Source organism: Enterobacter sp. Taxon_2 (genome assembly GCF_058355295.1).
Genome location: NZ_CM178024.1, coordinates 4,220,720 through 4,246,949, shown reverse-complemented (window position 1 = coordinate 4,246,949; position 26,230 = coordinate 4,220,720). Strand labels below are relative to the sequence as shown.

General features: G+C 57.5%; 28 protein-coding genes. 8 read left to right on the top strand and 20 right to left on the bottom strand.

The window, feature by feature from the left end; genetic code table 11:
* Positions 1 to 63: 63 nt before the first annotated feature.
* From AC4IC4_RS20170 to ubiU, 3 genes are all read right to left on the bottom strand, one after another.
* Entirely contained in the window at positions 64 to 1,071 is a 1,008-nt protein-coding gene (locus AC4IC4_RS20170; protein WP_491471800.1) for a luciferase-like monooxygenase, read from the bottom strand.
* Between the two features lie 78 nt (positions 1,072 to 1,149).
* Complete coding sequence (locus tag AC4IC4_RS20165) at positions 1,150 to 2,028, bottom strand: U32 family peptidase (protein WP_491471799.1); 879 nt, start codon at positions 2,026 to 2,028, stop codon at positions 1,150 to 1,152.
* Positions 2,029 to 2,035: 7 nt separating this feature from the next.
* Positions 2,036 to 3,031 carry a ubiquinone anaerobic biosynthesis protein UbiU gene (gene ubiU, locus AC4IC4_RS20160; RefSeq protein ID WP_473712473.1) on the bottom strand — a complete coding sequence of 332 codons (996 nt, stop codon included), beginning with the start codon at positions 3,029 to 3,031 and terminating at the stop codon, positions 2,036 to 2,038.
* A gap of 211 nt (positions 3,032 to 3,242) precedes the next feature.
* Between ubiU and ubiT the strand changes: the two genes are divergently transcribed.
* Together ubiT and AC4IC4_RS20150 are read left to right on the top strand one after the other, a co-directional pair.
* Entirely contained in the window at positions 3,243 to 3,767 is a 525-nt protein-coding gene (gene ubiT / locus AC4IC4_RS20155; RefSeq protein ID WP_024906374.1) for a ubiquinone anaerobic biosynthesis accessory factor UbiT, read from the top strand.
* Positions 3,761 to 4,264, top strand: coding sequence for a GNAT family N-acetyltransferase (locus AC4IC4_RS20150; RefSeq protein ID WP_491471798.1), 504 nt, complete (start codon positions 3,761 to 3,763; stop codon positions 4,262 to 4,264). Before ubiT ends, AC4IC4_RS20150 begins: the two co-directional genes overlap by 7 nt.
* Here the strand turns inward: AC4IC4_RS20150 and AC4IC4_RS20145 are convergent.
* Positions 4,251 to 4,580, bottom strand: a complete 330-nt coding sequence (locus AC4IC4_RS20145; RefSeq protein ID WP_008501484.1) for a GIY-YIG nuclease family protein — start codon at positions 4,578 to 4,580, stop codon at positions 4,251 to 4,253. The two genes, AC4IC4_RS20150 and AC4IC4_RS20145, sit on opposite strands and share 14 nt — an antisense overlap.
* A 14-nt stretch (positions 4,581 to 4,594) precedes the next feature.
* Between AC4IC4_RS20145 and AC4IC4_RS20140 the strand changes: the two genes are divergently transcribed.
* Positions 4,595 to 5,029 carry a YhbP family protein gene (locus AC4IC4_RS20140; protein ID WP_024906376.1) on the top strand — a complete coding sequence of 145 codons (435 nt, stop codon included), beginning with the start codon at positions 4,595 to 4,597 and terminating at the stop codon, positions 5,027 to 5,029.
* Here the strand turns inward: AC4IC4_RS20140 and AC4IC4_RS20135 are convergent.
* Positions 5,009 to 5,527: a type 1 glutamine amidotransferase domain-containing protein gene (locus tag AC4IC4_RS20135; RefSeq protein WP_023333577.1), complete on the bottom strand. Its 519-nt coding sequence runs from the start codon at positions 5,525 to 5,527 to the stop codon at positions 5,009 to 5,011. The two genes, AC4IC4_RS20140 and AC4IC4_RS20135, sit on opposite strands and share 21 nt — an antisense overlap.
* A 128-nt stretch (positions 5,528 to 5,655) precedes the next feature.
* Between AC4IC4_RS20135 and AC4IC4_RS20130 the strand changes: the two genes are divergently transcribed.
* Entirely contained in the window at positions 5,656 to 6,300 is a 645-nt protein-coding gene (locus AC4IC4_RS20130) for an NAD(P)H-binding protein (protein WP_032650365.1), read from the top strand.
* 40 nt (positions 6,301 to 6,340) lie between these two features.
* Entirely contained in the window at positions 6,341 to 7,378 is a 1,038-nt protein-coding gene (locus AC4IC4_RS20125; protein ID WP_032650363.1) for a permease, read from the top strand.
* A gap of 66 nt (positions 7,379 to 7,444) precedes the next feature.
* Here the strand turns inward: AC4IC4_RS20125 and dolP are convergent, their stop codons facing one another.
* Genes dolP through AC4IC4_RS20105 form a run of 4 tightly spaced genes read right to left on the bottom strand, consistent with a single transcriptional unit; the run spans position 7,445 to position 11,157 of the window.
* Positions 7,445 to 8,020: a division/outer membrane stress-associated lipid-binding lipoprotein gene (gene dolP / locus AC4IC4_RS20120; protein WP_491471797.1), complete on the bottom strand. Its 576-nt coding sequence runs from the start codon at positions 8,018 to 8,020 to the stop codon at positions 7,445 to 7,447.
* A 9-nt stretch (positions 8,021 to 8,029) separates the two neighbouring features.
* Positions 8,030 to 8,620, bottom strand: coding sequence for a DnaA initiator-associating protein DiaA (gene diaA, locus AC4IC4_RS20115; protein ID WP_125294272.1), 591 nt, complete (start codon positions 8,618 to 8,620; stop codon positions 8,030 to 8,032).
* A gap of 21 nt (positions 8,621 to 8,641) precedes the next feature.
* Positions 8,642 to 9,037 (bottom strand): YraN family protein, encoded by a 396-nt coding sequence (locus tag AC4IC4_RS20110; protein ID WP_045331022.1) that lies wholly within the window; start codon positions 9,035 to 9,037, stop codon positions 8,642 to 8,644.
* A complete protein-coding gene (locus AC4IC4_RS20105; protein ID WP_491471796.1) occupies positions 8,995 to 11,157 on the bottom strand; it encodes a penicillin-binding protein activator in 2,163 nt (720 codons plus the stop codon). The genes AC4IC4_RS20110 and AC4IC4_RS20105 overlap by 43 nt, the downstream gene beginning before the upstream one ends.
* 62 nt (positions 11,158 to 11,219) lie before the next feature.
* On the opposite strand from AC4IC4_RS20105, the gene rsmI reads away from it, so the two are divergent.
* Entirely contained in the window at positions 11,220 to 12,083 is an 864-nt protein-coding gene (rsmI, locus tag AC4IC4_RS20100; protein WP_267215662.1) for a 16S rRNA (cytidine(1402)-2'-O)-methyltransferase, read from the top strand.
* A 5-nt stretch (positions 12,084 to 12,088) separates the two neighbouring features.
* Entirely contained in the window at positions 12,089 to 13,069 is a 981-nt protein-coding gene (locus AC4IC4_RS20095; RefSeq protein WP_491471795.1) for a Fic family protein, read from the top strand.
* 19 nt (positions 13,070 to 13,088) lie between these two features.
* Here the strand turns inward: AC4IC4_RS20095 and AC4IC4_RS20090 are convergent, their stop codons facing one another.
* The 11 genes from AC4IC4_RS20090 to kbaZ form a co-directional block, all read right to left on the bottom strand.
* The gene (locus tag AC4IC4_RS20090; protein WP_491471794.1) at positions 13,089 to 14,978 is read right to left on the bottom strand and encodes an alpha-galactosidase; all 1,890 of its coding nucleotides are present in this window, start codon (positions 14,976 to 14,978) and stop codon (positions 13,089 to 13,091) included.
* A 16-nt stretch (positions 14,979 to 14,994) separates the two neighbouring features.
* Entirely contained in the window at positions 14,995 to 16,167 is a 1,173-nt protein-coding gene (locus AC4IC4_RS20085) for a MalY/PatB family protein (RefSeq protein ID WP_491471793.1), read from the bottom strand.
* 12 nt (positions 16,168 to 16,179) lie between these two features.
* Entirely contained in the window at positions 16,180 to 17,751 is a 1,572-nt protein-coding gene (gene malX / locus AC4IC4_RS20080; RefSeq protein WP_032650354.1) for a maltose/glucose-specific PTS transporter subunit IIBC, read from the bottom strand.
* A gap of 115 nt (positions 17,752 to 17,866) precedes the next feature.
* Positions 17,867 to 18,739, bottom strand: coding sequence for a tagatose-bisphosphate aldolase subunit KbaY (gene kbaY / locus AC4IC4_RS20075; RefSeq protein ID WP_048992574.1), 873 nt, complete (start codon positions 18,737 to 18,739; stop codon positions 17,867 to 17,869).
* Between the two features lie 12 nt (positions 18,740 to 18,751).
* A complete protein-coding gene (locus tag AC4IC4_RS20070; protein ID WP_248270638.1) occupies positions 18,752 to 19,897 on the bottom strand; it encodes an SIS domain-containing protein in 1,146 nt (381 codons plus the stop codon).
* Between the two features lie 246 nt (positions 19,898 to 20,143).
* On the bottom strand, positions 20,144 to 21,277 hold the full coding sequence (gene nagA / locus AC4IC4_RS20065) for an N-acetylglucosamine-6-phosphate deacetylase (protein ID WP_491471792.1): 1,134 nt from the start codon (positions 21,275 to 21,277) through the stop codon (positions 20,144 to 20,146).
* Positions 21,274 to 21,708, bottom strand: coding sequence for a PTS galactosamine/N-acetylgalactosamine transporter subunit IIA (agaF, locus tag AC4IC4_RS20060; RefSeq protein ID WP_024906385.1), 435 nt, complete (start codon positions 21,706 to 21,708; stop codon positions 21,274 to 21,276). The genes nagA and agaF overlap by 4 nt, the downstream gene beginning before the upstream one ends.
* Positions 21,709 to 21,724: 16 nt before the next feature.
* Entirely contained in the window at positions 21,725 to 22,603 is an 879-nt protein-coding gene (agaE, locus tag AC4IC4_RS20055; RefSeq protein ID WP_491471791.1) for a PTS N-acetylgalactosamine transporter subunit IID, read from the bottom strand.
* A complete protein-coding gene (gene agaW / locus AC4IC4_RS20050) occupies positions 22,593 to 23,372 on the bottom strand; it encodes a PTS N-acetylgalactosamine transporter subunit IIC (protein ID WP_248270635.1) in 780 nt (259 codons plus the stop codon). The genes agaE and agaW overlap by 11 nt, the downstream gene beginning before the upstream one ends.
* 10 nt (positions 23,373 to 23,382) lie before the next feature.
* Positions 23,383 to 23,856, bottom strand: a complete 474-nt coding sequence (gene agaV / locus AC4IC4_RS20045; protein ID WP_023333561.1) for a PTS N-acetylgalactosamine transporter subunit IIB — start codon at positions 23,854 to 23,856, stop codon at positions 23,383 to 23,385.
* 18 nt (positions 23,857 to 23,874) lie between these two features.
* Entirely contained in the window at positions 23,875 to 25,182 is a 1,308-nt protein-coding gene (kbaZ, locus tag AC4IC4_RS20040; RefSeq protein WP_491472847.1) for a tagatose-bisphosphate aldolase subunit KbaZ, read from the bottom strand.
* A 239-nt stretch (positions 25,183 to 25,421) separates the two neighbouring features.
* Here kbaZ and AC4IC4_RS20035 point away from each other — a divergent pair, with 239 nt between their 5' ends.
* Positions 25,422 to 26,225 carry a DeoR family transcriptional regulator gene (locus AC4IC4_RS20035; RefSeq protein WP_491471790.1) on the top strand — a complete coding sequence of 268 codons (804 nt, stop codon included), beginning with the start codon at positions 25,422 to 25,424 and terminating at the stop codon, positions 26,223 to 26,225.
* Positions 26,226 to 26,230: the final 5 nt, after the last annotated feature.

Sequence of the window (26,230 nt, the reverse complement as noted above, 5' to 3'; positions counted from 1 at the left end):
CGCTTACCGGGCCTACAGGGATCGCGTAGGCCGGATAAGGCGAAGCCGCCATCCGGCAAAAAACTACCCCACCAGCTCCTCTTTCACCTGCATCGCCAGCTCAAACGAATGCAATCGCGCCTGGTGATCGAAAATCTGGCCGTTAACCATAATTTCATCCGCCTGCGTTTCGCGCAGCACCGCCTCCAGCCCGTGACGCACTTTCGCTTTATCGCCTACCAGCGACATGCTCAGCGCCTGCTGAACGCCATACTGCTCTGACGCTGACCACAGCTGATGCATATTCTCCACCGGCGGCGGAAGCTGGCCCGTCTCACCGCGGCGCAGCTTCACAAACGCCTGCTGCATAGAGGTGAACAGGAATTCCGCGTCGCGATTGCTGTCGGCGGCAATGATGTTGATGCACACCATCGCGTACGGTTTCTCCAGACGCGCGGACGGTTTGAAGTGCGTGCGGTAAAGATGCAGCGCCTGATGCAGCATATCCGGCGCGAAGTGCGAGGCAAACGCAAACGGCAGCCCCAGCTGGGCGGCCAGCTGTGCGCTGTAGAGGCTTGATCCCAACAGCCATACCGGGATCTTCTCGCCGTAACCCGGTACCGGGCGCACGTGCGGGTTCGGATCGCGCGCGTCGAACCAGTCCACCAGCTCTGCCACGTCGCGCGGGAAGTTATCGATATCGCCGCTCATATGGCGACGTAGGGCGCGCATCGTTGGCTGGTCGCTGCCAGGCGCACGGCCAAGCCCCAAATCGATACGGCCCGGATAGAGGGTATTCAGCGTGCCGAACTGCTCGGCGATCACCAGCGGGGCGTGGTTCGGCAGCATCACGCCGCCGGAGCCCAGGTGCAGAGTGGTGGTATTTGCCGCCAGATAACCAATCAGTACCGAGGTGGCGGCGCTGGCAATGCCCACCATGTTGTGGTGCTCGGCCAGCCAGTAGCGGTGATAGCCACGTTTTTCGGCCAACTGAGCGAGATCGAGGGAGTGCGAAAAGGCTTCTCTTGCCGAGGAGCCTTGTGGGATCGGCGCCAGATCCAGCACCGAAAACGGAATAGTTTTGTCAGTCATACCAGCTCACTTTGTCGACGGTCAATCTTTAATACTGCATTAAAAAATGATAACCGTTGTTAACAAAGTGAGCCTTTTTTACGCCTGCAATTCCAGCCCGGCCAGACGCTTCCAGTAGCCGTTGCAGTCGCTGTTTGCCGTCAGCGGCAGCGGAGCGGCGCCGTTTTCGTTGGCGCGGAAGGCATCCAGCATCGCAAACACGCCGGTATCCAGCGGCGACAGGCGCACCATATCTACCAGCCCGTCCATCGACGCCAGCTCGTTGCCGAGGTTATAGACATAGCCGCTCATGGTCTGAATACCGTTGAGAACAAACACCTGCTGGTTCTCCTGCGACAGCATGCTGCGCCCGTTTGGGTACTTAATGCAGCAGGTTTCGCACTCGTCTTTCGGACGGTCTTCCGAGCGCGCGGTAAAGCAGCGGGCAGAATAGGCCAGCGGCAGATGCCCGTAGCTCAGCACTTCCACTTCAAACTGATTGCGAATGCCCAGCTCGTCGCACTGGTTCAGCAGGTTAGCCAGCCAGTCGCGGGAGAGCTCCACCGGCATGCACCAGCGCGTCATCCCCTGTTTGAGCAGCAGGCGCAGGGTCACGGCGTTATAGCAGTTCAGAGCATGGCCCGCGACAAACGGTAGCTTGCGTTCGGCGCACATATTCACCACGCCGAGATCGCTCGCTTCCAGCAGGAACTCGCCGTTCTCTACGTAGCGTTTCAGCTCGCCCACTTCAGAAGAGGCCTGCACCAGCGCAAGCGTCGAGAGCACCACCTGCTTGCCGCTGCCGGCCAGGCTTTTCGCCATATCCAGCCAATCGCCCACTTTAGTGGCGCGGCGCTTGCTGCACACCGCTTCGCCGAGGTAAATCACATCGGCGCTGCTGGTGGCGGCCTGTTGGTAAAAATCTTCCAGCGTCTCTTTTGGCCAGTAGTAGAGCACCGGTCCTAATGAATATTTCATGGTTATCTCACTGCCATTTACGGTGATACGCGCCAAGCGTGGTTTGCGTGCCTTCGGACATCGATCCGAGCGTGTCCATCCAGGCCTGCTGCGGAGCATAGTTCTGCGGGTCCGCCATGCAGCGGTCGATGGCCTGACGCCACACTTTCGCCACCTGGCTCACATAGGCCGGGCTGCGCTGACGACCTTCGATTTTCACCGAGGCAATATTGGCCGCCAGCAGTTCCGGCAGCAGCTCCAGCGTGTTGAGGCTGGTCGGCTCCTCCAGCGCGTGGTAGCGCTCGCCGTCGACCAGATAGCGGCCTTTACACAGGGTGGGATAACCGGCGTTTTCACCGTCCTGATAGCGGTCAATCAGCACCTCATTCAGGCGGGATTCCAGCCCCTGAGGGGTCTGCTGCCAGCGGACAAAGCGGGCAGGGGAGCAGGCCCCGACGGTATTCGGCGATTCACCGGTTAAATAAGAGGAAAGATAGCAACGGCCTTCGGCCATGATGCACAGGCTGCCAAAGGCAAAAACTTCCAGCGGCACTGGCGTGACGCGCGCGAGTTGCTTAACCTGATGAATAGAGAGCACGCGCGGCAGCACCACGCGAGCCACGTCAAAGTGTTGATGGTAAAAACGCACAGCTTCTTCGTTGGTGGCAGATGCCTGAACAGAGACGTGGCGCTCAATATGGGGATAGCGTTCTGCCGCATACTCAAGCATGGCGAGGTCGGCCAGGATCAGCGCATCGGCACCCAGCTGTGCCGCCATATCCACCGCGCGCTGCCAGCGGGCGTAGCCGTCAGGATGAGCAAAGGTATTGATGGCGATATGCAATTTGCGGCGGTGCTGGTGAACGAAGTTAACGGCTTCCTGAAGCTTTTTCTCCGTAAAGTTGAGGCCAGCAAAATGGCGGGCGTTGGTGTCATCTTTTAGCCCGATATAGACCGCATCGGCCCCATTTTCGATGGCCGCCTTAAGCGCCGGAAGATTTCCGGCAGGGCAGAGCAGCTCCATAATTTATCCTGATGTAGTCGATCGCAAAATTGTTAACGAGCTGGGATTTTAATTAACCCATAGGCGACAATTTTTGATTTAAGGCAGCTAATGGCGTATTGATGACACCAATAATGAGGTACGGCGGACGACGGTTTGTTGATTTACGCCGCTATGTTGCGCTTCGGATATGGCAAAATAGCAGGACTATAGATATCAGGGAGTAAAGCTCGTGCTGGATAAACTGCGTTCACGTCTCGTACAATTTGGTCCATCAATGCTGAGCGTGCCGGTAAAGCTGGCGCCGTTCGCGCTTAAACGTCAGGTGCTGGAGCAGGTCCTGAGCTGGCAGTTCCGCCAGGCGCTGCAGGATGGCGAGCTGGAATTCCTGGAAGGGCGCTGGTTGAGCATTGAGGTGCGTGATATCGGGCTGCGCTGGTTTACCTCCGTTGAGAATGACCAGCTGATCGTCCGCGAAACCGCCGAGGCGGATGTGAGCTTTAGCGCCAACGCCAGCGATCTGCTGATGATCGCCGCGCGTAAGCAGGATCCGGATACGCTCTTCTTCCAGCGCCGTCTGGTGATTGAAGGCGACACGGAGCTCGGTCTGTACGTGAAGAATTTAATGGATGCCATTGAGCTGGAGCAGATGCCGAAAGCGCTGCGCGTGATGTTAATGCAAATGGCAGATTTCGTTGAGGCCGGGCTGAAAACCCCGCCGGACGGTAAACACACTTCAGTAGGTGAGCCATGCTGATTCGAGTCGAAATTGGGATTGATGCGCCGGGGATCGATGCGTTGTTACGCCGCGCCTTTGCGAGCGATGCCGAAGCCCAACTGGTCCACGACCTTCGCGAAGACGGCCTGATTACGCTGGGGCTGGTTGCCACCGATGACGAAGGTCAGGTGGTGGGCTATGTTGCCTTCAGTCCGGTCATCGTTCAGGGCGAAGAGCTGCAGTGGGTAGGCATGGCACCGCTGGCGGTAGATGAAAGCTATCGCGGGCTGGGGCTGGCACGCCAGCTGGTCTATGAAGGCCTGGATTCGCTCAATGAGTTCGGTTATGCGGCCGTTGTCACGCTGGGCGATCCGGCGTTCTATGGCCGTTTAGGCTTTGAGCAGGCCGCGCATTACGATCTGCGCTGCCGCTGGCCGGGTACGGAATCCGCTTTCCAGGTGCACCGTCTGGCGGACGACGCGCTGAACGGCGTCAATGGCCTGGTCGAGTACCACGACCATTTCAATCGCTTTTAATCAGGCTCTCGCGTAGCGCCTCAAAGGAGCCGTCTCCGGTCACGAGGCGCTCTTTCTGGCGCTTCGTCAGCTGTTTGATGCGGTATTCCAGCCTGAGCGCCAGCGATCGGTCACCGACGGGCGCCGAAAAGGCGAGCTGTAATTCCCCTTTCCCTCGCAGTGCTTTTGCCCCTTTCCCCGTTTGATGTTGTAAAAAACGCCGCGCCACATCGGTGGTGATCCCGGTGTAGAGTGCGTTATCAGCGGTTCGGACAAGATAGAGAAACCAGCACACGGTAAACAGATTCAGTATGTTAAGGTGAACGCACCATAGCATGAGAGAGAACGAAAATGGAAACACTGGCCGCCATTAACCGCTGGCTGGCGAAGCAGCATGTTGTCACCTGGTGCGTCTATGACGAGGGGGAGATGTGGTGCGCAAACGCGTTTTACTACTATGATCCGGAGCGCGTCGCGTTTTATGTCATGAGCGAAGACAAAACGCGTCATGCGCAGATGACCGGCCTGCAGGCAAAGGTCGCGGGGACGGTAAATGGCCAGCCGAAAACGGTCGCACTGATCCGCGGCGTGCAGTTCAAAGGGGAGATCCGTCGTCTGGACGGCGAAGAGAGCGACGCGCGCCGTAAGCTCTACACGCGCCGCTTTCCCGTTGCCGCTGCGCTAAAAGCCCCGGTGTGGGAAATCCGCCTCGATGAGCTGAAATTTACCGACAACACCCTGGGCTTTGGCAAGAAGCTGCACTGGTTACGCGCCGAGCAGGCGTAGCGCTTCGCGGTTAAACGCCGGGAGATCGTCCGGGGTACGGCTGGTGATCAGCTGATCTTTGTCGTTGACCACTTCCTGATCGTAAAACTCGGCGCCCGCATTTTTCAGATCGATAACGATCGGTTTCACGGCGGTAAGCTTACGCCCGCGGACCACTTCTGCGCTGATAAGCAGCTGCGGACCGTGACAGATGGCAAAGACCGGTTTGCCGGTAGAGACAAAGTCCCGGGTAAAGGTCACGAAGCGCTCGTCCCCGCGCAGGGAATCCGGGGAATGGCCACCGGGTAACAGCAGGGCGTCGAAATCTGAGGGGCTAACGTTATCGATAGTCTCATCAATGGTTACGGTCGCCTCGCCCTTATGGCCTGTCACCGTTTTGCCCGCCTCTTTCTCAATGGTGATGACCTCATGTCCCGCCTTGCGGAACGCCTCTGCAGGAGAGGTGAATTCTGAATCTTCAAACTCGTCGGTAATCAAGACTGCGATTTTCTTGCCCATGCTTCCTCCGTTGTTTTGGCTTCAGACTGATTTTTCTCCGCTTGTGGTAAATACTTACCTGTAACAGACTTCTAAGTGTGGTCGACGACGCTGAGTTCGCAAACGGACAATTCTGTAAAGGGGATACGATGAGTCAGGTATTGATTACCGGGGCTACCGGGTTAGTGGGCGATCATCTGCTGCGGCTGCTGATTCAGGATCGCCGCGTGAACTATATCGCCGCCCCGACGCGTCGACCGCTGGCAGATTTATCTGGCGTCTTTAATCCGCACGATCCTCAGCTGACGGACGCACTGGCGCAGGTCCAGGATCCTATTGATATCGCCTTTTGCTGTCTGGGCACCACGCGACGGGAGGCGGGCAGCAAAGAGGCATTTATCCACGCTGACTATACGCTGGTGGTGGACACCGCGCTTACGGCGAAAAAGCTGGGGGCCAAACATTTTCTGGTGGTCAGCGCGCTGGGCGCTAATGCCGGATCGCCTTTCTTCTACAACAAGGTGAAGGGCAAGATGGAGGATGCGCTGATTGCGCAGAAATGGGAGCAACTGACGATTGTGCGCCCTTCGATGCTGATCGGCCACCGGGACGAACGCCGCTTTAACGAGTCGATCCTGGCCCCGCTGTTTCGCATCCTTCCCGGCAACTGGAAGGCCATCGAGGCACGGGACGTCGCGCGGGCGATGTTAAAAGAGGGACTGGCCCCGTCGAAAGCGGGCGTAAACATTATCCCTTCGGCAAAACTGCGTGAAATCGCGCAGGGCGAGGCGTAAACTCCCCCGGCTAATAACCTAATACTCTCCGGGGAATGCTATGACTGGTCAGTCTTCATCTCAGGCGGCAACACCTGTTCAATGGTGGAAGCCCGCACTCTTCTTTCTCGTGGTCATTGTTGGCCTCTGGTACGTGAAATGGCAGCCGTACTACGGCAAAGCCTTCACCGCCGCTGAAACGCACAGCATCGGTAAATCTATTCTCGCTCAGGCTGAGTCCAGCCCGCTGCAGGCGGCGTGGGACTATGCCATGGTCTACTTCCTTGCCGTCTGGAAAGCCGCCGTTTTAGGCGTCATTCTGGGGTCGCTGATTCAGGTGCTGATCCCGCGTAACTGGCTGGTGAAAACCCTCGGACAGCCGCGCTTTCAGGGCACGCTTCTGGGGACGATTTTCTCCCTGCCGGGCATGATGTGCTCCTGCTGTGCCGCGCCTGTGGCGGCAGGGATGCGCCGCCAGCGCGTGTCGATGGGCGGCGCGCTGGCGTTCTGGATGGGCAACCCGCTGCTCAATCCGGCGACGCTGGTGTTTATGGGCTTTGTGCTGGGCTGGCATTTCGCGTTCATCCGTCTGGTCGCCGGGCTGCTGACCGTGCTGGTGGTGGCGACGCTGGTGCAAAAACTGGTGAAGGATACTGCTGAAGAACCCGCAGCCGTTGAGCTGGACGTCAGCGAGCCGCAGGGGGGCTTCTTTGCGCGCTGGGGCAGGGCGCTATGGCAACTTTTCTGGAGCACCATCCCGGTCTATATCCTGGCGGTACTGGTTCTGGGAGCGGCGCGCGTCTGGCTCTTCCCGCATGCGGATGGCGCTATCGACAACACGCTGATGTGGGTCATTGCGATGGCCGTTGCAGGCTGCCTGTTTGTGATCCCAACGGCGGCGGAGATCCCGATTGTTCAGACCATGATGCTGGCCGGCATGGGCACCGCGCCGGCGCTGGCGCTGCTGATTACGCTGCCGGCGATCAGCCTGCCGTCGCTGATTATGCTGCGTAAGTCATTCCCGGCGAAAGCGCTCTGGCTGACCGCGGGGCTGGTGGCGTTGAGCGGGGTGATGGTGGGAAGTATTGCGCTTCTGTGAAAAACGCCCGGTGGCGCTACGCTTACCGGGCCTACAAAAAAATCCCCTCAAGTGAGGGGATTTTTTTTATTTAATGTAAGTAAACGCGGTGGTGACGTGCTTCACGCCGCTCACCCGGCTGGCGATATCGGCCGCCGCTTTCCCTTCACGGTCGGTCACCAGACCCAGCAGGAACACTTCGCCGTTTTCCGTCGTCACTTTCACGTTGGAGGATTTCACCTGGTCCGAGCCCAGCAGCTGGGAACGCACTTTGGTGGTGATCCAGGTATCGGAAGAGGCATCACCTAAACCAATTGGCTTGCCCTGACGCACTTCGTTAAACACCTCTGTGGTTCCTTCAACACCCATTGCGATTTGTTTCGCACGAGAGGCGAGTTCCATATTCGGCGCCTGGCCTGCCAGCAGCACTTTGCCCTGGTAAGCCGTCACGTTAATACGCGCCTCTTTCTTGATCTTTTCGTCTTTCGACAGCGCACTGTTGACGCGCAGCTCCAGCGTACCGTCATCCACCTGTGTTCCCACAGAGCGCGGATCGGTTGCCGCTTTGGTGCCTACTGCGGCGGTACCCACAACGGCCGCAGCGATACATCCCTGAAGCAGTAATGCAGACATAAGGACTGCGAGGGTCGATAAAGCCTTCATAAGAACTCCTTAATCATCCTGGTGAGGGAAAAGCGTGTTATCGATCAAGTCACATAAGCAGTTCACCGTGAGCATATGCATTTCCTGAATACGCGCGCTCCGGTGAGACGGAATGCGGATTTCCACATCCTGCGGCCCAAGCAGACCCGCCAGCTCACCCCCGTCATAGCCGGTTAAGGCCACGATGGTCATGTCGCGGGTGACGGCGGCTTCAACGGCTTTGACAATATCCCGGCTATTGCCGCGCGTGGAGATGGCCAGCAGCACATCTCCGGCATGACCCAGGGCTCGCACCTGCTTTGCGTAAATTTCTTCATGCAGACGATCGTTAGCAATCGCCGTTAAGACCACATTATCGGTATTAAGTGCAATGGCGGGTAAACTCGGGCGTTCTGTTTCAAAGCGATTGATCATGCTGGCAGCAAAATGCTGTGCGTTGGCGGCTGACGTGCCGTTGCCACAACAGAGGATTTTGTTGCCATTAAGCAGGGATTGCACCAGCGTCATTGCGGCACGCGAGATAGCATCCGGAAGGGCTTCCGCCGCGGCAATCTGAGTCTGGATGCTTTCTGTGAAGCACACTTTAATTCTTTCGAGCACGTTATCCCTTTTAAATCTTAATTATGCGTCTTCGCCAAAAGCGTTTTTAAGCCATTCGATCTCATTTCCGGTGAAGGCTATCACATCGAACCGGCAATCCACAGTATCAAAACTCCCATTATGGCGGGCAAGCCACAAGTGGGCAGTCTGTAATAATTTATGTTGTTTGGCGAGCGTCACGCTGGCGGCAGCACCGCCAAAACGGGAGGACTGTCGAAAGCGCACTTCTACAAACACGATGACCTGACCGTCTTTCATGATCAGATCAATTTCGCCGCCGCGCCCGCGGACGTTAGCGGCGATAAAGCGCAGTCCTTTGCCTTCAAGCCAGCGACGCGCCCTTAACTCCCACGCATCGCCGGTCTGTTTGCGGCTTAACTGGCCGGGACGATCTGCCCCTGCTGGTATTTGAGCCATGATAACTTCCTGTTGATCACGCAGTCCTGAGTGGCGGTCAGATCGCCGGTGTTGCCGTTAAGCTCAAAGCCCGGCACCTGACGCATCTGGGTAAAGTGGTTCGCCAGCGCCCATGCATCGACACCCATCGCATACAGACGGGCCAGCGAATAATCGTTACGTACGGTACTCAGCGCCTGCTGCATCAGCGCCGGGTTGCTGCCTGCCAGCATCGGGATTTCGCTGTACTGCAGACCGTCCATTTCCAGACGGAAATCCGGGCCTGCGGTGCCCTGCGCGCTGCGGGAGCTGGCGTAGAGCGTTGCGCCGCTCTGGCTGCCGTTACGCATCGCAATCATCGGTTTGATAAAGGCGATCTCCTGCGGCGTGGCAACGATATAAGCCGCATCCACTTTACCGCCACCGCTGATCTGCGCGTCGGTAGGTGGGGCAGGGATCGTCAGGCCGCCAATCGTCACGCCCTGCTGCTGTGGCAGGCTCGCGGTGACCGGGCTACCGTTAAGCGCGATACCCGCTCCACCGTTTACGCCCGCGCGCAGTTCAGAGACGGAACCGAATTTCTGCTGCAGCACCACGCCGCCGCCGAGCTTCTGCCACTCATCGGCAAAGGCATTGGCCACGCGATCGCCCAGCGCGCTGCGTGGGATGAGCAGCAGCGGAGCCTGCTTACCCTGCTCGTGAATATGACGCGCCGCATCGCGGGCTTCATCTTCAGGAGAGAGCGCGAAGTAGCAAATATTGGCCCGGTTCTGAACCTGCTCCGGCTGGTTGAGCGCCAGCACGTTCAGCGTGGTATTGCTCTTCATCAGCTCTTCCACGTTGTTTTTCAGCAGCGGACCGACAACGATGCTCGCCCCGTCCTGTTGAACCTGCGCCAGCACCTGATCAAGCGGCTGCGAACTGGTGTCGTAGATTTTCAACTCAGCGCCCGGATTGGCGCTGGTGGTTGCCACGGCCTGCGGCTGCGCGGCAGGTTGGGCCGCGGGTTGCGCAGGCTGCTGTTGAGGTTGCTCTGCTGTTGTGACAGGTGCAGGTGCCGCTTGCGTCTCGGCCGGAGCCTGGGTCGCAGGTGCTGTAGTAGCCGGTGCCGCTGTAGCTGGCGGCGGCGTCGGAGCCGTTACAGGGTTTTGCATCGTGCCCTGCGCCGGCGCTTGCGCCGAGGTCAGGTCGCTGGTCTCTGCTGCTGATGGGCTGACAACATCATTCACGTTAGCCGCCTGGGCCGCCTGCGCGGGAACCGCGCTGCCGGTTACCGACGTCGTGCCATTTTTCGCCGCTTCAAAGCCCTGCTGAATGGTGCGGCCAAACACCGCCGCCTGGCCGTTGAGCGGCAGCAGCAGAGCGATTTTGCTGGTAGACGCAGGCTTAAAGTTCTGCACGTTCACTAGCTGGGTTGGCAGCATTTTCGCGCCCGGGTTTTGCGGGTAGCGCGTCTGCCAGTCCGTAATACCGGCTTTCAGCATCTTTGGATCGCTGCGGTTGTTAAACCACATCTGCTGCAGATCCAGCCAGCCCTGCAGGACGTTTTCATCGGCGTTGATGACCAGCGCCTGCGCCTGTTCCTGCGTCATCGAAGCCAGCGCTTGCCAGGTGGCATCGATATTTTTCTGCTTATCGGCACCGCCAAGCAGTGGCTCTTGCGCGACGAGCGCGCGGAGCAAGGTCAGCGAAGGGCGTCCCTGCTCAGCGGTAATGCCCGCCTGCCAGAAGCGCGCCTGCTGATTTTTATCCAGCGCGCTCACGTCAATATCCCCGAGGATCTTCTTCGCGGCGGCGTAATCTTTCAGCGCGACTTTCAGCTCGGCAGAGAGCAGGCTCTGCTCACGACGCTGGGCGTCGTTAAGATCTTTTGGCAACTGGTTAAACAGCTCGGCTGCCCGCTGGGTTTTACCCTCTTTCAGCAGTGCACGAATGGCGAGTAATTGCCAGTTGGTCTTGGTATCATTTGAACTCTGCGACATTTGTTGCAGATAAAAGCCAGAATCAGCCTGAGCAGAACCCTGGAGATGGGCGGTGCTCTGGTCAGGTGCCTGGGTGCCACAGCCTGCAAAGATCAGGGCTGCCAGCAGAAGCGGCACGCTGCGCGTGGCTTTTTTTCGAAGAAACGTTAACGGTACCATACTGTATCCAGTGATTTTTTTTACGCAATGCTCAATATTAAATCGGCAATACGGACGAAACAATGAAACAACACGAAACGGCAGATAATTCTCAAGGCCAGCTTTATATTGTACCTACTCCTATCGGGAATTTGTCTGATATTACCCAACGTGCGCTCACCGTACTGCAAGCTGTTGATTTAATTGCTGCTGAAGATACCCGCCACACCGGCTTACTGCTGCAACATTTCGCGATTAACGCCCGTTTGTTCGCTCTGCACGATCACAATGAGCAACAAAAAGCCGAAACGCTGGTGGCGAAGCTGAAAGAGGGGCAGAACATCGCCCTGGTCTCCGACGCCGGTACGCCGTTGATTAACGATCCTGGCTATCACCTGGTGCGTACCTGTCGCGAAGCTGGTATTCGCGTTGTGCCCCTGCCGGGTCCATGCGCTGCCATTGCTGCGCTGAGCGCCGCAGGTCTGCCGTCTGACCGTTTCTGCTATGAAGGCTTCCTGCCAGCCAAATCCAAAGGCCGTCGCGACGTGTTAAAAGATCTGGAAGCGGAGCCGCGCACCCTGATTTTCTACGAATCCACGCACCGCCTGCTGGAGAGCCTGGAAGATATGGTGACCGTCTGGGGAGAAGCCCGCTACGTGGTGCTGGCGCGCGAGCTGACCAAAACCTGGGAAACGATCCACGGCGCGCCGGTGGGTGAACTGCTGGCGTGGGTGAAGGAAGATGAAAACCGCCGCAAGGGCGAAATGGTGCTGATTGTCGAAGGGCACAAGGCGGAAGAAGACGCGCTTCCTGCCGACGCGCTGCGTACGCTGGCATTGCTGCAGGCGGAACTGCCGCTGAAGAAAGCGGCGGCATTAGCGGCGGAGATCCACGGCGTGAAGAAAAATGCGCTGTATAAGCATGCGCTGGAGCAGCAGGGGGAGTAAGTCAAATGAGCCGCTATCAGCCTCCGTTCACCATCACACCCTTTATCCTCAATCAGGTGGTTGAGATTGGTGAGCTATTAGGGCATTGGGCGGCACATTCTGGTAGGACTTCGCCACTTCTCCGTAAAGAGAATCGTATTAGAACCATTCAGGCCTCGCTAGCCATTGAACATAACTCGCTGACGACAGGGCAGGTGACGGCAATCATGGATGGCAAATGCGTACTTGCTCCTGAAAAAGATATTCAGGAAGTACGCAACGCTATCCTGGCATATGAGAAATTGCCCGAATGGAAGCCCTGGAAGCTCAATGACTTACTCAGTGCGCACCGATTATTGATGATGGGTCTGGTCGATCATCCCGGAAAGCTCAGAAATGGGGACGTAGGGGTATACCGTGGAAACCAGTTAGTTCACATGGCTCCGCCAGCCTCGCAGATGAATCGCCTTATCGACGATCTTCTTTCCTGGCTTAAGCAAACCGATCTTCACCCGCTGATTGCCAGCTCGGTATTTCATTACGAGTTTGAGTTTATTCATCCCTTTTCGGATGGAAATGGCCGCATGGGGCGGCTGTGGCAAACGTTGATATTAAGCCAGTGGCGTGCAGAGCTTGCATGGCTGCCCGTTGAGACACTGATTCACTTCCAGCAAGCGCGCTATTACCAGATTTTAGGACAATGCGATCGGGCCAGTGATTGCACGGTATTTGTGGAATTTATGCTGCAAAATATGGCCGCCGCTTTGCGGGAAGGCATAACCATGTCGTCCGTCATGTCGGAAAAAATGTCGGAAGAATTGTCGGAAAAGGAAAACGCTATCCTTGAGCTTCTGACCGTTCAACCACAAATGACTGCAGTGATGTTGGCCTCTGTATTGGGCGTGACTTCCCGCACCGCGGAACGATATCTCCATTCTTTGCAAACAAAAGGTAAATTAAAACGCATCGGGGCAAGGAAAGGGGGGAGCTGGCAGGTCATGGCTTAACCTGCCAGCTGAACACGCTTTATTTCCCTGGCATCGCCTCAAACACCAGCGTTTCCAGCGGCTGCAGCGTAATCACCACGGCGTTTTTGTACGCCTCCGGCACGGTTGAATTACGGCCATACACTGCCTTCAGACTAAACTGCGCCGAGTTTCCTGTCGGGACTTCGAAATCTTTCGCCAAATCCAGGAAGTAGCTTTGCGGCTTATCCGACGGGTTACGCAAGCCGAGAATCGCTTTGTCCTTGCTCCAGGATGCCCAGCCGTAAACCTGCAGTGCGGTTGGATCACCACCAATCCAGTGCGTATCCACCAGCACGCTGGCGTTATCCCGCGACCACTTCGCCGCCTGTGCCAGGGTATCCCACTTCGCCTTGTTCAGCATTGACGGGGTGATATACAGCTCCTGCAACTGCGTGCCGGTGGCGAAGTAGCTCCAGACCTGGTCGGCAAAATCGCTGTCCGTTTGCACTTTCTCCAGCCCGTAATAGGCGTTTTCCGCGCTGACGATCCCGTGGTACATCAGCGAGTTCAGCGGGAACAGCGGGCCTTTGCGCACAATGGAGCGGTACGTTTCCGCATCGCGGTAGGTCATCCACTGCTGCACCGGCGTGCCGGGGCCGTACAGGTTGATGTCATCGCCCTGGCGCCAGATCGAGTCGGCGTAGAACAGCCAGGACGGGCTGGCGTTAGTACCTGTCGTCAGGTTGATAAACAGATTCGGGTTGGCGCTGCGCATGTTGTGCAGCAGGGCGATGGAGGCGTCAAAATCCGAGGCATACGGGCTGCCCTGGATATGCGCGTTGGCATTACCCATCCCGTCCAGCTTGAATGAGGTAATGTGTTCGTTTTTGATTAGCTTAACGATCTGCTCATTGAAGTTCTTAAAGTAGTTCGGCCCTGACAGCGCCAGCTTCCCGTCGACGGTTTCGAATCCATACTCTTTTGCATGCGAGACGCGAACGTCGCGCGGCTTGTTGTAGCCTCCCCACGGTGAGAGCCACAGTCCAACCGAGCTGTGCAGGCTGTCGGCTTTTTCCCTAACCTTGCCAAAACCGTTGCTGAATGCCGGGCCAAATAGCCAGCGCCCGGTAAGGTCGTCCCAGCCGTCGTCCAGCAGGAAGGCGTCCAGCGCCACGCCGCGTCCGGTAATAAACTCCTTATTCCACTCGTCCATCCGCCCCAGCACATCCTGCTCGGTGTACGGATTGAAAAAGCCGATATCCATCCAGCTGTTGTAGTGCAGATAAGGCTTGTACGGTCGCGGACGAACGGCATCAATAAACTGGTTTACGCTGCGGCGCAGCTGGCTGATTTCCGGGAAAGTGCCGAACCAGGTGGTAAAGCTGACCGGCGACTCTGGCTGGATCGGCGTTTTCAGTTCTACGTTGAGATTGGTGGTCGCTTCATAGGCGTAAGTGTTAACGATGGGCTTGTCCGGCAAAATAAAGAATGAATCAGCAACGATCGGCGAGCTGTTAATCGCTCCGTCGACATAGGGGGCCTGAGACTGTTTTTTGGTCGGGAAGAAGGTAATTTTCGCCACGTCTCGCGGCTGGCCGACTGCGGCAATGGTGTAGTCGATGCTGGCGTATTTTCCCTTCACCAGGTTTAGCATCACCGTCACGTTAAAGTCCGGATGGGTAAAGTCGATGACAATTGCGTTGTCCTGCTTTTCGACGTGCTTGATGGTGAAATCAGCGGTGTGGATTTTTGTCTCATCCGGCAGCGTCAGAAAGAACAGCTCCTGCGGCGTGAGCGGATGGTTAGCCTTATTGTCCTTAACCACTACCGTTGCGTTTGCATCATCAAACGAAAGGGCAATATTGTCGTTATTGAGCGCGTAGTTGGCGGCCAGAGCGCCATGAGAAACAGAGAGAGCCAGCAGCGAAAGAGTGAGCACTTTTTTCATCGGGTTTAGATCCTTATCAGTAATGCTTTAGCATTCGGGTGATGGACTGCTCCAGCCAGTAGCGCTGGGTGCCGAAGTTAATCCGCAGGTAGTTATCGCCGTTTTGCACGTAGTGGCTGCCGTCTTCAATGACCACGCCTGCCTGCCGGGCAAAATGTTGGGTTAACTGGGTGGCGCTGCGCTCGTCGGCGCTCACGTCTATCCAGGCCAGATACGACGATTCCGGGTTCATCATCTTCCACGCCGGGAAGTGGGTCTGAATAGCATCCGCAAGGTAGCGCGCGTTGCCTTGCAGATACCCGTTCAGCGCGTCGAGCCACGGCATACCGTGCTGATAGGCGAGGATAATCCCCCATACGCCGAACATATTGGGGGAAGTAATCGAGTTCTTCTCAAGCTGCTGGCGGAAGCGCTGGCGCAGCGAATCGTCCGGGATCATCGAATAAGACGTTTTCAGCCCGCCCAGGTTGAAGGCTTTATTTGGCGACGTCAGCACGATCAGGTTGTCCTGCGCGGCACAGCCCGAAGTCAGACAGCTGACGAATGTACCGTCCAGAATGTGCTCGGCGTGAACCTCATCGACCACCAGAATCGTGCCGTAGCGCTTACAGAGATCGGACACCTGCCGTATCTCATCTGCGCGCCAGATTCGGCCCGAGGGGTTATGCGGCGAGCAGAAGAACCACAGTTTTGGACGGTGGGTTTTGAGCTGATCTTCAATCAGATGAAAATCCAGCTGATAGCGGTTTTCCTCAACGCGAAGCGGGTTAGCGAGGACCTTAACGCCCTGGCGCTGTGCCGCCATTGCAAACGGGTCGTAGACCGGGGTGTTCATCATCACGCTGTCGCCAGCCGTGCAGAACGCCTGAACCGTGTAGTGCAGGGTGGATACGGTGCCGTAGGTCAGCGTGATCCACGACCTGTCTACCTCAACCTGATGACGCGTGCGCTGAAAGGCGATCGTCGCGTCGTAGAATTCGTCGAAGCACCACGTATAGCCAAAGGTGCCGTGCTCCACGATACGCTGGAAGCCTTCAATAACGGCGGGCGGTGAGGTGAAATCCATATCTGCGATCCACAGCGGGATAAACCCCTCCGGAACATCACCAAAGCGTGAGCAGACAAACGCATGGTCCCATTTACGGCACTTATCGCTTTTACGCTCGATGATTTTGTCGAAATCAAACACAACGACCCCCTGTTAAATTAAGGCTTCAATGCCGGTTTTGACGCTCTGCACCTGCGGGCCGATGATCACCTGTACGCTGTGAGCATCCAGCACCACCACCGACAGGGCGCCCGCGGCTTTCAGCGCCTGCTGATCGATAAGGCCCATCTCTTTCACCACCAGACGCAAGCGGGTGATGCAGTTGTCGAGCGACTCGATGTTCTCTTTGCCACCGAGCGCCTGCAGGATAAGCCCATGATCGTATTTCGATTTTCCACGCGCGCGGGTATTGGCTTCGACGGCCTGCTGTGCAGCCTGTGCATCCACTTCACGTCCAGGCGTCTTGATATCGTGTTTGAGGATGTACCAGCGGAAGACGACGAAGTAGATAGCAAACCAGGCGATACCGACCGGGAACAGCAGATACCATTTGGTCGACATCCCCTGCATCACGCCAAAGATCAGCAGATCCAGAATCCCACCGTCGGTGTTGCCGATGGTCACCCCCAGCAGGGCCATCACCATCAGCGCCAGGCCCGACATCACGATATGGAAGGCGTAAAGCGCAGGCGCGATAAACAGGAACAGGAACTCAATCGGCTCTGAAATACCGGTAACGACGGACACCAGCACGCCGGAAAGCAGCAGCCCCTTAATCACCGGGCGGTTTTCCGGACGCGCGGTGCGGTAGATAGCGTAGGCCACGGCAGGTAAGCCAAAGATAAAGGTCGGCATAAACCCTTGTGACAGAAACGCGGTAACGTGCGGGCTAAACGGCAGCCCGGCTTTCAGCTCGGCGTAGAAAATATTCAGCGCGCCGGCCACTTCATGGCCGTTGACCATCTCAATCCCGCCTGCTGGCGTGAAGCGCACCATCGCCAGCAAAATGTGGTGCAGGCCGAAGGGTTTAAGCAGCAGCACGCCCACGCCGTAAAGGAAGGGGCCAAAAACGCTGGTGCTCTGGATAATATGGCCAATCCCGGCAATCCCCAGCGCCACGTATTCCCACAGCAGGGGAATGAACAGCCCGACCAGTGAAAGGGTAAGGGCGGTGATAATCGGTACAAAACGGATGCCGCTAAAGAAGGCAAAGGCGTCGTGGAGGACCGTGTCCTGAAAACGCTCGTGCAGGAAATAGGTAATCACCCCCACCACGATGCCGCCCAGCACGCCCATCTCCAGGGTCTGTATCCCCAGCACGATCGATTGTCCCACCTGTCTCATGGTCGCGGCATCGGCAAGCTGGTGGGTGGCGGTCAGGTAGTAGTTGATGCTCATGTTCATCAGCATGTAGCCAACGAACCCGGCAAAAGCGCCCACGGCCTTGTTGCGTTTCGCGAGGCCCATCGGGATCGCCATGGCGAACATCAGCGGCAGATAGGTAAAGGCGAAGCCGCCCACCATGGCGATAAAGCCAAAGGTCAGCTGCGTTAACTCGCCGCCCAGAAAGGGAAAGCTTTTAATGGTGGAAGGGCTGGTGACGGAGCTACCGATCCCCAGCAGCAACCCCATAAAGGCCAGCAGGGAGACCGGGAACATAAAGGTCTTTCCCAGGCTTTGGAAAAATTCCCACGCTTTCGATTTAAACGACTTTTCCTGTGTCATGTAGGGACTCCTCGGATTTTTAGGATAATGGAAGGCGCTGTCCGGCTTAAGGACGCGCCTTCATATTTGCGAGGCTTATAGTTATTTTTAGGTACTGACGTAATGCGCGATGGGATCAGGCTTCCGCTGGAAGCAGCAGCCGGTTTGCCGAGCCGCAAACGGCGATCTTGCTTCTGACCACCTCTTTCATGGCGTCCATGCCGACCCGCATATAGAAGCGCGGATCGTTGCCCTGCGGGTTTTCGGCAAACCAGGCTTTCACCGCGTCAGAGAAGGCGATTTTCAGCTCGGTGGCCACGTTGACTTTGCACACGCCCAGCTCGATGGTGCGACGCACATCCTCATCCGGCACATCGCTCGCGCCGTGCAGCACCAGCGGCACCGTGACCACTTCGCGAATTTCCGCCAGCCGCTGGAAGTCGATTTTCGGGCGTTTGGTATACAGGCCGTGCGCGGTGCCGATGGCGACGGCAAGGCTGTCGACGCCGGTCAGTTCGACGAAGCGTTTCGCCTCCTGCGGATCGGTGAGGAACGCGCTTTCGGCGTCCACGCTCATGTCATCTTCCACGCCGCCCAGGCGGCCCAGCTCGGCTTCGACGCTGCAGTCGTTGAGGTGGCAGAAATCGACCACCGACTTCACCAGCTTCACGTTCTGTTCAAACGGATAGTGGCTGCCGTCGATCATCGCGCTGCGCACGCCCGCGTTGACCTTGCGGCGAATATCGTCCAGCGATTCGTGGTGATCGAGGTGCAGCGCCAGCGGCATGTCGTAGGTGTGGGAGTACGCGCTACACAGGGCGTAGATCTCTTCCAGCGCAATATGCTTAAAGGTGCCCGGCGTGCCCGCGAGGATCACCGGCGATCGCATTTCGCTGCACACTTCGAGGATCGCCTGGATCGTCTCCGCGTTGTGGATGTTGAACGCCGGAACGGCGTAGCCTTTTGCCTGCGCGTCCAGCAGAAGATATTTCGTCGAGATAATACTCATAATCAGATCCTCTTAAGCCTGCCACGGATGAATAACAACGCCCTGCACCACGCGGTTGACCGTCCCGCTGGCGGATGGCGTATCGGGCGTATTGCCTACGCTGAGCGACTGGGTGAGTGCAAAGACCTGGGCATAGATCAGGAAGCAGAACGCCTGTTCCATATCGATAAACGGACGTGAAGGTGGCAGCAGAATGTGCGGACCCGCTTCAATGACCGGATCGTTTTCAGCGGCGATGGCGACGACGCGCATAGCCTGGCGATCGCGGCGCAGCTCGGCCAGCAGATCCAGATCGTACTGACGCGTATACGGATGGCTGGAGATGAACACCACCACCAGCGTTTCGTTGTCGACCAGAGACTTCGGCCCGTGACGGAAGCCCGTCGGAGAATCGTAAAACGCCGCCAGCTTGCCCGCCGTCAGCTCCAGCACCTTCAGCGCCGATTCGCGCGCCGCGCCCTGCAGGCCGCCGCTTCCCAGATAGACGACGCGTTTCCACGCTTCATTGCCAAAGACGCCGTGGCTGAAATCGCCGAGCGAGGTGAGGATCGCCTGACAGCGATCGGCCACGTCGCGGAAGGTTTGACTGTTGATTGTCTCAGGGGCGAATACGGCCAGACAGCTCGCCATCATGGTGGTGATGCTGCTGGTCATCGCGAACCCGCGATCGTGCGTTTCGGCAGGCATCAGCAGGGCACAGGCGTTATCGCTGTCGACGGCGTTCTGGTACAGACTCCCCGCCTCGTTGCAGGTAATCGACAGGTGGTAGCACTCCGGCACGAACTGGTTTGCCAGCTCGACGGCTGCGACGCTTTCCGGGCTGTTGCCGGAGCGGGCAAACGAAACCAGCAGCAGCGGATGCGCAGGGTTGAAGTAGTCCATCGGGTTTGTGACCAGGTCAGTGGTCGGGACGGCGGAAATATTTTTCCCGGTGTAGCTCGCGAGCCAGGGAGAAACGATATCGCCGATAAAGGCGGACGTGCCCGCGCCGGTCAGGACGATCCGCAGATCGTGCTTGCGCAGCAGCGGCGTCAGGAAGCTGTCGATCGAAGCACGCAGGCTATCGATATTGTTGAGCGAGCGGATCCAGCTGGCAGGCTGCTGGCGGATCTCTTCCTCGGTCCAGGTGCCGGTTGCGGCGGTGGTAGTTTGTGGCATAACTCAGTCCTTAGTCGTGTGAATTCCACATCAGACGCTGGCAATCGTGTCGCTATCTTTCGTTTCGTTTCACTTGTTCACTTAATCAGTTAAATAAAATCTATAGAAAAGAAATCGAAACTTCAATGGAGGAAAAGAAATAAAACGAAAAGTGTGATCGTGAAAGGAAAGGGAAAATTTAAGGAAAGAAAAAGAAAGGCCTTACGATCGGGTGCCGTAAGGCCAACAGGAGACACAATGAAAGGGCTAAAGGGGGAGAGCCTGGCCCTGAATCCAGATCTGCTGGAGGTGCAAACCCCCGTCCAGCGCAATGATATTGGCGCGTTTACCCGGGGCTAAGGATCCAAGCTGACCGTCAACGCCAAGCAGCCGGGTAGGGTGTAGCGAGGCCATATGGATAGCGTCTTCGGCGGTTACGCCCGCATACTCCACCATATTCCTGACCGCGGCATCCAGCGACAGCGTGCTACCCGCCAGCCCGCCGGAGCCGGTTCGAACCACGCCGTTTTGCATTGAGACCTCTTCACCACAGAGCGTGTACCGTCCGTCCGGCATACCTGCCGCCTGCATGGCATCGGTAATCAGCACCACGCGATCCTTCGCGCAGCAACAGCATAAGCGCATCGCCCCCGGATGGACGTGGTGGCCGTCGGCAATCAGCTCCAGCCACGCCCGTTTGTCCGTCAGCCCTGCACCGACCATGCCGGGCTCTCTGTGGTGCAGCCCCGTCATGCCGTTGTAGCAGTGAACCAGCCCGTCGGCACCCGCATCAAACGCGGCGAGTGTTTGCCGGTACGTGGCAGCGCTGTGGCCCAGCATCACGCGTAAACCGCGCTGTTTAAGATGGTGGATCGCCTGCAGCGCGCCGGGTTTTTCTGGCGCGAGCGCCACTACCCGCAACGTGTTATGCGAGACGTCGATCAGTGCATCCAGCTCCGTGATATTCAGTTCCCGGAATAACTCGGGCGGGTGCGCCCCTTTGTTCTGCGGCGTAAAGTACGGTCCTTCCAGGTAGCTGCCCAGGATCTGCGCCCCGGGGCCGCCCGATTGACAGCGACGGGCGATTCGCGCGAGCGCGCCGTGGATAGCCTCCAGCGGCGCGGTCACGGTTGTGGGTAAAAAGGCGCCCACGCCTTCGCGCGCTTTATGCATCGCCAGAATATCCAGCACGTCAGGCGCATCATCCATCACGTCCACGCCCGCGCCGCCGTGGACGTGCGTATCGATATACGCCGGGCAGAGCAGTTCCGCATCGCGCGTCGTCACGCTCGCCGGGACAGGCTCAATCACCGCAATTACGCCGTTTTCAATGCGTAGCTGGTGGTCATCCAGCCAGCCCTGTTCGGTAAGTACCCGCCTCGCGCGCAGCAGCTGGCTCATATCCCTTCCTCGGCAGGGGCTTCCTCGCGACAGCGTCCCAGCTCGTCTACGAGGCTCGTCAGGCCGCGGTGCCCGCACTCCAGTGCCTGCAGACGAAACGCTTCGCTGCTTAATCCATCGCGCTCCAGCACCATCTCCAGCAGCAGCTGCAGGTTGGTGCCGGTGATGACTTCACTGCCCGGCCGTTGTATGGCGAGCGTCGATGCCACGCGAAACGGCGTGCCGCCGAGCAAATCGGTGAGAAACACAATATCGTGCTCTGCATCGAGTTCGCTCACCGCCTGCTCAAGCTGAGCGGTCAGCCGCGCGGTGGTGGACGTTTCCGGAAAATCGATGGCGATAAACTGCGGCTGTTCGCCGAGGATCTGCTTCATCGCCTGCTCAAGCCCGCTGGCAAACCCGCCGTGACCCGTCAAAATAATGCCTAACATCGCAACCTCTTTGCTTTTACAGGAAGTGACAGAATTTACCGACAACGCCCAGCAGCACGGTGATACCAATCAGCCGCAGCGGGCTCCAGCCGCGACGCACCAGCCAGAACATGGTCAGGGTGTAGACCAGCGGCAGGAACGCGGGCATCAGCTTGTCGATAACGTCGGCCTGCAGTTTGACAACGGCATCACCTGCCTTGATTTCAAGCGTCGTATTGAGGCGGACGTAGGTTGCCACCAGCGCGCCGATCACCGTCATCCCGACGATAGACGCCGCGTGGCCGACCTTTTTGGTGTTGGCTTTAATCAGCGGGATGGCCGTCACGCCCATCCGGTAAGCGTAGTGCGCCAGGCCAAAACGCAGGCCGAGGTGCACCACGTTAAACAGCACGATAAAGACCACGGCCCCCAGAATCGACCCTTGCAGCGCCAGGCTGGCGCCGATACCACCGCAGATGGGCAGCAGGGTTAGCCAGAACATGGCATCGCCAATACCGCCGAGCGGCGCGCCGACGGCAATTTTGGTGCTCTGGATACTGTTCACATCCTGCTTGGAGCGCTCCATCGCCAGAATGATGCCGATAACAAAGGTCACCAGGAACGGGTGGGTGTTAAAGAAGCCCATATGGCCTTTCATTGCCCGCGCCAGGTCCCGCTTGTTGGTGTGGATCTTTTTCAACGCGGGCAGCAACCCGTACAGCCAGCCGGAGGCCTGCATACGTTCGTAGTTAAACGAGGCCTGCAGCAACATGGAACGCCAGGCCACGCGGTTAATATCCTTTTTCGTTAACTCGACACCGATGCTCTGGTCTTCGTAGACATTTTCATTCACGCCGGTCAGCAGCGTCTCTTCGCGTTCAGACACGTCCGGCAGGGTGGTTTGGTTAGATGCCATCTTCGAATTCCTCTTTCTGGGCTACTGGAGCCGTCGGCTCAGGTGTTTTACGCATCAGGTCGATCAGCGCCATGGCCAGCGCGGCGGCCGCAATCGCCAGCACCGGAAGCTTGAGCCAGGCGGCGGCGACAAAACCGATAATGAAGTAAGGGATGTAGACGTTTTTCATCATGATCTTCAGCAGCACGGCGAAGCCGATGGCTGGCATGATGCCGCCCGCGACGCCGAGGCCGTCAATTAACCGTGCCGGCAGAACATCAATGGCGGTTTTCGCATGTTCCGCACCGAAGTAGATCGGCAGGAAGGCGCACAGAAAATAGAAGATGCCGAGCGCCAGCAGCGCAAGATAGTTAACCCGTTCAATACCGTGAGTATCTGCATTGGCCGCCATGCGATCGCAGCGTGACATCACGCCGGACATCACCGAGAAGAGGAACGTGATTCCCATCTGTACCGCGACGGCAAACGGGACGGCGACGCCAACGGCAACTTCTGGCTTCACCCCGGTGCTGATGGCAAATGCGGTACCCACGATGGTGCCGATAATGACGTTAGGCGGCTGGGCACCGGCGAGCGGGGCCAGCCCCATCCAGACCAGCTCTAACGTACCGCCGGTCAAAATACCGGTATGCAGGTCGCCCAGAATCAGACCGACCAGCGGCCCGAGCACCACCGGGCGGTGCATGTGTGTTAACCCGTTAAACATATCCAGACCGGCGATAAAGGCGAGTATGCCCAACCCAAGCGCCTGCAACAGACTGATTTCCATTGTGAATCCCTCAGAGCAGTTTAAAGAGATCCAAAGCAGTTTCTGTTGGAACGCCCTGAACGAAGCATTCCACACCGGCCGCTTTCAGGCCGTTGAACGCGGCGATATCGTTCGCGTCGACAGAGACCGTTTTGGCAATTTGTTGTTTGCCACTGGCGTAGTGCATGTTTCCGACGTTAATACGGGTGATGGGCACGCCGCCCTCAACCAGCTTCAGAAAATCGGCGGGTGATTTGCAGACCAGCAGGATTTTCTGGCGGTCAGCGGCGCGGTGAATGTTGTCGATCACTTTTTGCAGCGACCAGAAACGCACGGCGATCCCTTCCGCGAGCACCATTTCCATCAGGTTCTGTTGAACCGGATCTTCAGCCACCTCATCGTTGGCGACGAGTACCAGGTTTGCCCCCGCAAACCCCACCCACTGCACGCCCACCTGACCGTGGATCAGGCGTTCATCAATGCGGCATAAGACAATGTTTGGCATAGCGCTTTCCTCTTTTTATTATGCGTTTTGCGTTGTTACGCCTTCGCAGGCGGCGTGGTACTGCTGGAGTATGTCCTGAATGTGGTCAATGATGAGTTCCCGTGGCGTTGACTTGAGAGCGCCCTCGCGAACTTTGCTGTACTGCAACGGCAGGTACTGGCTGATCAGCGGCAGCGGAATGGGCTCGTCTGCCAGGTTACGCACCAGGCGTTCAAAGGCGTCGTCAATCTGACTGTCCGGCCAGTAGTAGCGCACGCGGTCAGAGTAGCTGTAGCCGCGCGCCAGGCGACGCGCGTTGCCGTCACCGTGGTAATGGCTTTGCCAGTATTCCGGGCGGTCGAGCATGACGTTTTCCAGTACGTGACGCAGGCCGGAGCTGGCTTTTGCCGGCAGCAGCTCTTCTTCTATAGCTGCCAGCGAGAACAGCGCTTCGCGCAGGGCGAAGGTCAGGGCAGGACCAACTTTCAGAATCGCAAAGTGATCGTTGACCAGCTTTCGCAGCGCCTGCGGCGTCTGGTAGTCGGTGGAGTGTGCTTCAAACACCAGCGTGTCGTAGGCTTCAACCATTTTGCTCAGGGCAACGGCTTTCTGCGGCTGATAGTCGCAGACGTGCGCATGGTCGAACTCCACGCCAGGCTGGACCACCAGGCCAATAATGCGCGGCCAGATGTCGCTTAAGCCTTCCTTTTCGAACGCGTGGCGGTGCGCTTCAAGCGTGGCGCGGGCCGCGTCTGGCGTGGTGACGGCAAGTTCGGTGAGCGTCTCGTGCGCGCCACCGGGAACCGGCACTTCCGTGCCAATAACGTAGACCAGATCGGATTCACCAAACTGCTCGCGACAGGTCGCTTCGGCAATCTTCGCCTGGCGTGCGGCGCGTGCGGCAACGATCGCATCGGTCAGGGGAACCGGGTCGTCCGCGCAGGACATGCTGCAGTCGAGGTGGATCTTTTTGAATCCGGCAGAAACATAGCTTTTGATCAGATCGTCGGCATTTGCCATCGCCTGTTGCGCAGGCAAGTTTTGCCAGCGGTTAGGGCCCAGGTGATCGCCGCCGAGGATCAGCTGTGACGTCGGGAAACCGAGCGACTCGGCCAGCTGGCAGACAAACCCGTGAAAATCAGCGGGCGTCATGCCGGTATAGCCACCAAACTGATCCACCTGGTTGGAGGTGGCCTCGATCAACATCGGCGACTGATGCGAATGCGCGTAACGAATTGCAGCTTCCAGTACCAGCGGATGTGCGGAGCAGACGGCGTAAATCCCGTTTGAATTCCCCCGTTTATGGTGTTCCACCATTTCTGTCAGATGTTTCACTTTCCTCTCCATTTCGGATGGTAATGACATTTATCTTTCGTTTTGTTTCATTTAATCCTGCATCATGGTGATATAAAAATAAAACGAAAGATAATAGTTTTCCGATCTGTTTCACAAAAGAAACATAATGAAAGGTTTCAGCGCGGTGCCAGCTTGCGTATCGTCACTATGCAGGGCTTGCATTCCCGTAAAGGAAAGGCCTTAATAGGCAAAACGAAATGAAACGAAAGAATATTGATTAAGGAGCTCGTATGAGCAGCACCGATTCATCCGCGGAAAAGCGCATCACCAGCACCAGTGAAAGGCGGGAGCAGATCATTCAGCGGTTGCGGGCGCAGGGAAGCGTACAGGTTAACGATCTGTCCCATCTGTACGGCGTATCGACGGTGACAATCCGCAACGACCTGGCGTTCCTGGAGAAACAGGGCATTGCCGTTCGCGCTTACGGTGGGGCATTGATTTGCGAAGGCAACATGTCGGTCGCTGAGCCTTCCGTGGAGGATAAAAGCTCGCTGAATACGGCGGTGAAGCGCAGTATCGCGCAGGCTGCTGCCGCGCTGGTCAAACCCGGGCACCGTATTATTCTGGACTCCGGCACCACGACGTTTGAAATCGCTCGCATGCTGCGTCAGCACACGGACGTCATCGCGATGACCAACGGGATGAACGTGGCGAATGCGTTGCTGGAAGCGGAAGGGGTGGAACTGCTGATGACCGGCGGACATTTGCGCCGTCAGTCGCAATCGTTCTACGGTGACCAGGCCGAGCAGTCGCTACAGAATTACCATTTTGACCTGCTGTTCCTGGGCGTTGACGCCATCGATCTCGACCGCGGCGTGAGCACGCACAACGAAGACGAAGCCCGTCTGAATCGCAAAATGTGCGAGGTGGCAGAACGCATTATTGTGGTGACGGACTCCAGCAAATTTAACCGCTCGAGCCTGCATAAAATCATTGATACACAACGGATTGATATGATTATTGTCGATGAAGGCATTCCGGCGGAGAGCCTGGAAGGGCTGCGAAAGAGCGGGATTGAGGTGGTGTTGGTTTAAGGTTT

What these genes read in the sequence shown, in the direction of transcription:
- AC4IC4_RS20170 (WP_491471800.1), bottom strand. Translation starts at nt 1,071, where the DNA reads ATGACTGACAAAACTATTCCGTTTTCGGTGCTGGATCTGGCGCCGATC.
- AC4IC4_RS20165 (WP_491471799.1), bottom strand. Translation starts at nt 2,028, where the DNA reads ATGAAATATTCATTAGGACCGGTGCTCTACTACTGGCCAAAAGAGACG.
- ubiU (WP_473712473.1), bottom strand. Translation starts at nt 3,031, where the DNA reads ATGGAGCTGCTCTGCCCTGCCGGAAATCTTCCGGCGCTTAAGGCGGCC.
- AC4IC4_RS20150 (WP_491471798.1), top strand. Translation starts at nt 3,761, where the DNA reads ATGCTGATTCGAGTCGAAATTGGGATTGATGCGCCGGGGATCGATGCG.
- AC4IC4_RS20145 (WP_008501484.1), bottom strand. Translation starts at nt 4,580, where the DNA reads ATGCTATGGTGCGTTCACCTTAACATACTGAATCTGTTTACCGTGTGC.
- AC4IC4_RS20140 (WP_024906376.1), top strand. Translation starts at nt 4,595, where the DNA reads ATGGAAACACTGGCCGCCATTAACCGCTGGCTGGCGAAGCAGCATGTT.
- AC4IC4_RS20135 (WP_023333577.1), bottom strand. Translation starts at nt 5,527, where the DNA reads ATGGGCAAGAAAATCGCAGTCTTGATTACCGACGAGTTTGAAGATTCA.
- AC4IC4_RS20130 (WP_032650365.1), top strand. Translation starts at nt 5,656, where the DNA reads ATGAGTCAGGTATTGATTACCGGGGCTACCGGGTTAGTGGGCGATCAT.
- AC4IC4_RS20125 (WP_032650363.1), top strand. Translation starts at nt 6,341, where the DNA reads ATGACTGGTCAGTCTTCATCTCAGGCGGCAACACCTGTTCAATGGTGG.
- dolP (WP_491471797.1), bottom strand. Translation starts at nt 8,020, where the DNA reads ATGAAGGCTTTATCGACCCTCGCAGTCCTTATGTCTGCATTACTGCTT.
- AC4IC4_RS20110 (WP_045331022.1), bottom strand. Translation starts at nt 9,037, where the DNA reads ATGGCTCAAATACCAGCAGGGGCAGATCGTCCCGGCCAGTTAAGCCGC.
- AC4IC4_RS20105 (WP_491471796.1), bottom strand. Translation starts at nt 11,157, where the DNA reads ATGGTACCGTTAACGTTTCTTCGAAAAAAAGCCACGCGCAGCGTGCCG.
- rsmI (WP_267215662.1), top strand. Translation starts at nt 11,220, where the DNA reads ATGAAACAACACGAAACGGCAGATAATTCTCAAGGCCAGCTTTATATT.
- AC4IC4_RS20095 (WP_491471795.1), top strand. Translation starts at nt 12,089, where the DNA reads ATGAGCCGCTATCAGCCTCCGTTCACCATCACACCCTTTATCCTCAAT.
- AC4IC4_RS20090 (WP_491471794.1), bottom strand. Translation starts at nt 14,978, where the DNA reads ATGAAAAAAGTGCTCACTCTTTCGCTGCTGGCTCTCTCTGTTTCTCAT.
- malX (WP_032650354.1), bottom strand. Translation starts at nt 17,751, where the DNA reads ATGACACAGGAAAAGTCGTTTAAATCGAAAGCGTGGGAATTTTTCCAA.
- kbaY (WP_048992574.1), bottom strand. Translation starts at nt 18,739, where the DNA reads ATGAGTATTATCTCGACGAAATATCTTCTGCTGGACGCGCAGGCAAAA.
- AC4IC4_RS20070 (WP_248270638.1), bottom strand. Translation starts at nt 19,897, where the DNA reads ATGCCACAAACTACCACCGCCGCAACCGGCACCTGGACCGAGGAAGAG.
- nagA (WP_491471792.1), bottom strand. Translation starts at nt 21,277, where the DNA reads ATGAGCCAGCTGCTGCGCGCGAGGCGGGTACTTACCGAACAGGGCTGG.
- agaF (WP_024906385.1), bottom strand. Translation starts at nt 21,708, where the DNA reads ATGTTAGGCATTATTTTGACGGGTCACGGCGGGTTTGCCAGCGGGCTT.
- agaE (WP_491471791.1), bottom strand. Translation starts at nt 22,603, where the DNA reads ATGGCATCTAACCAAACCACCCTGCCGGACGTGTCTGAACGCGAAGAG.
- agaW (WP_248270635.1), bottom strand. Translation starts at nt 23,372, where the DNA reads ATGGAAATCAGTCTGTTGCAGGCGCTTGGGTTGGGCATACTCGCCTTT.
- agaV (WP_023333561.1), bottom strand. Translation starts at nt 23,856, where the DNA reads ATGCCAAACATTGTCTTATGCCGCATTGATGAACGCCTGATCCACGGT.
- kbaZ (WP_491472847.1), bottom strand. Translation starts at nt 25,182, where the DNA reads ATGGAGAGGAAAGTGAAACATCTGACAGAAATGGTGGAACACCATAAA.
- AC4IC4_RS20035 (WP_491471790.1), top strand. Translation starts at nt 25,422, where the DNA reads ATGAGCAGCACCGATTCATCCGCGGAAAAGCGCATCACCAGCACCAGT.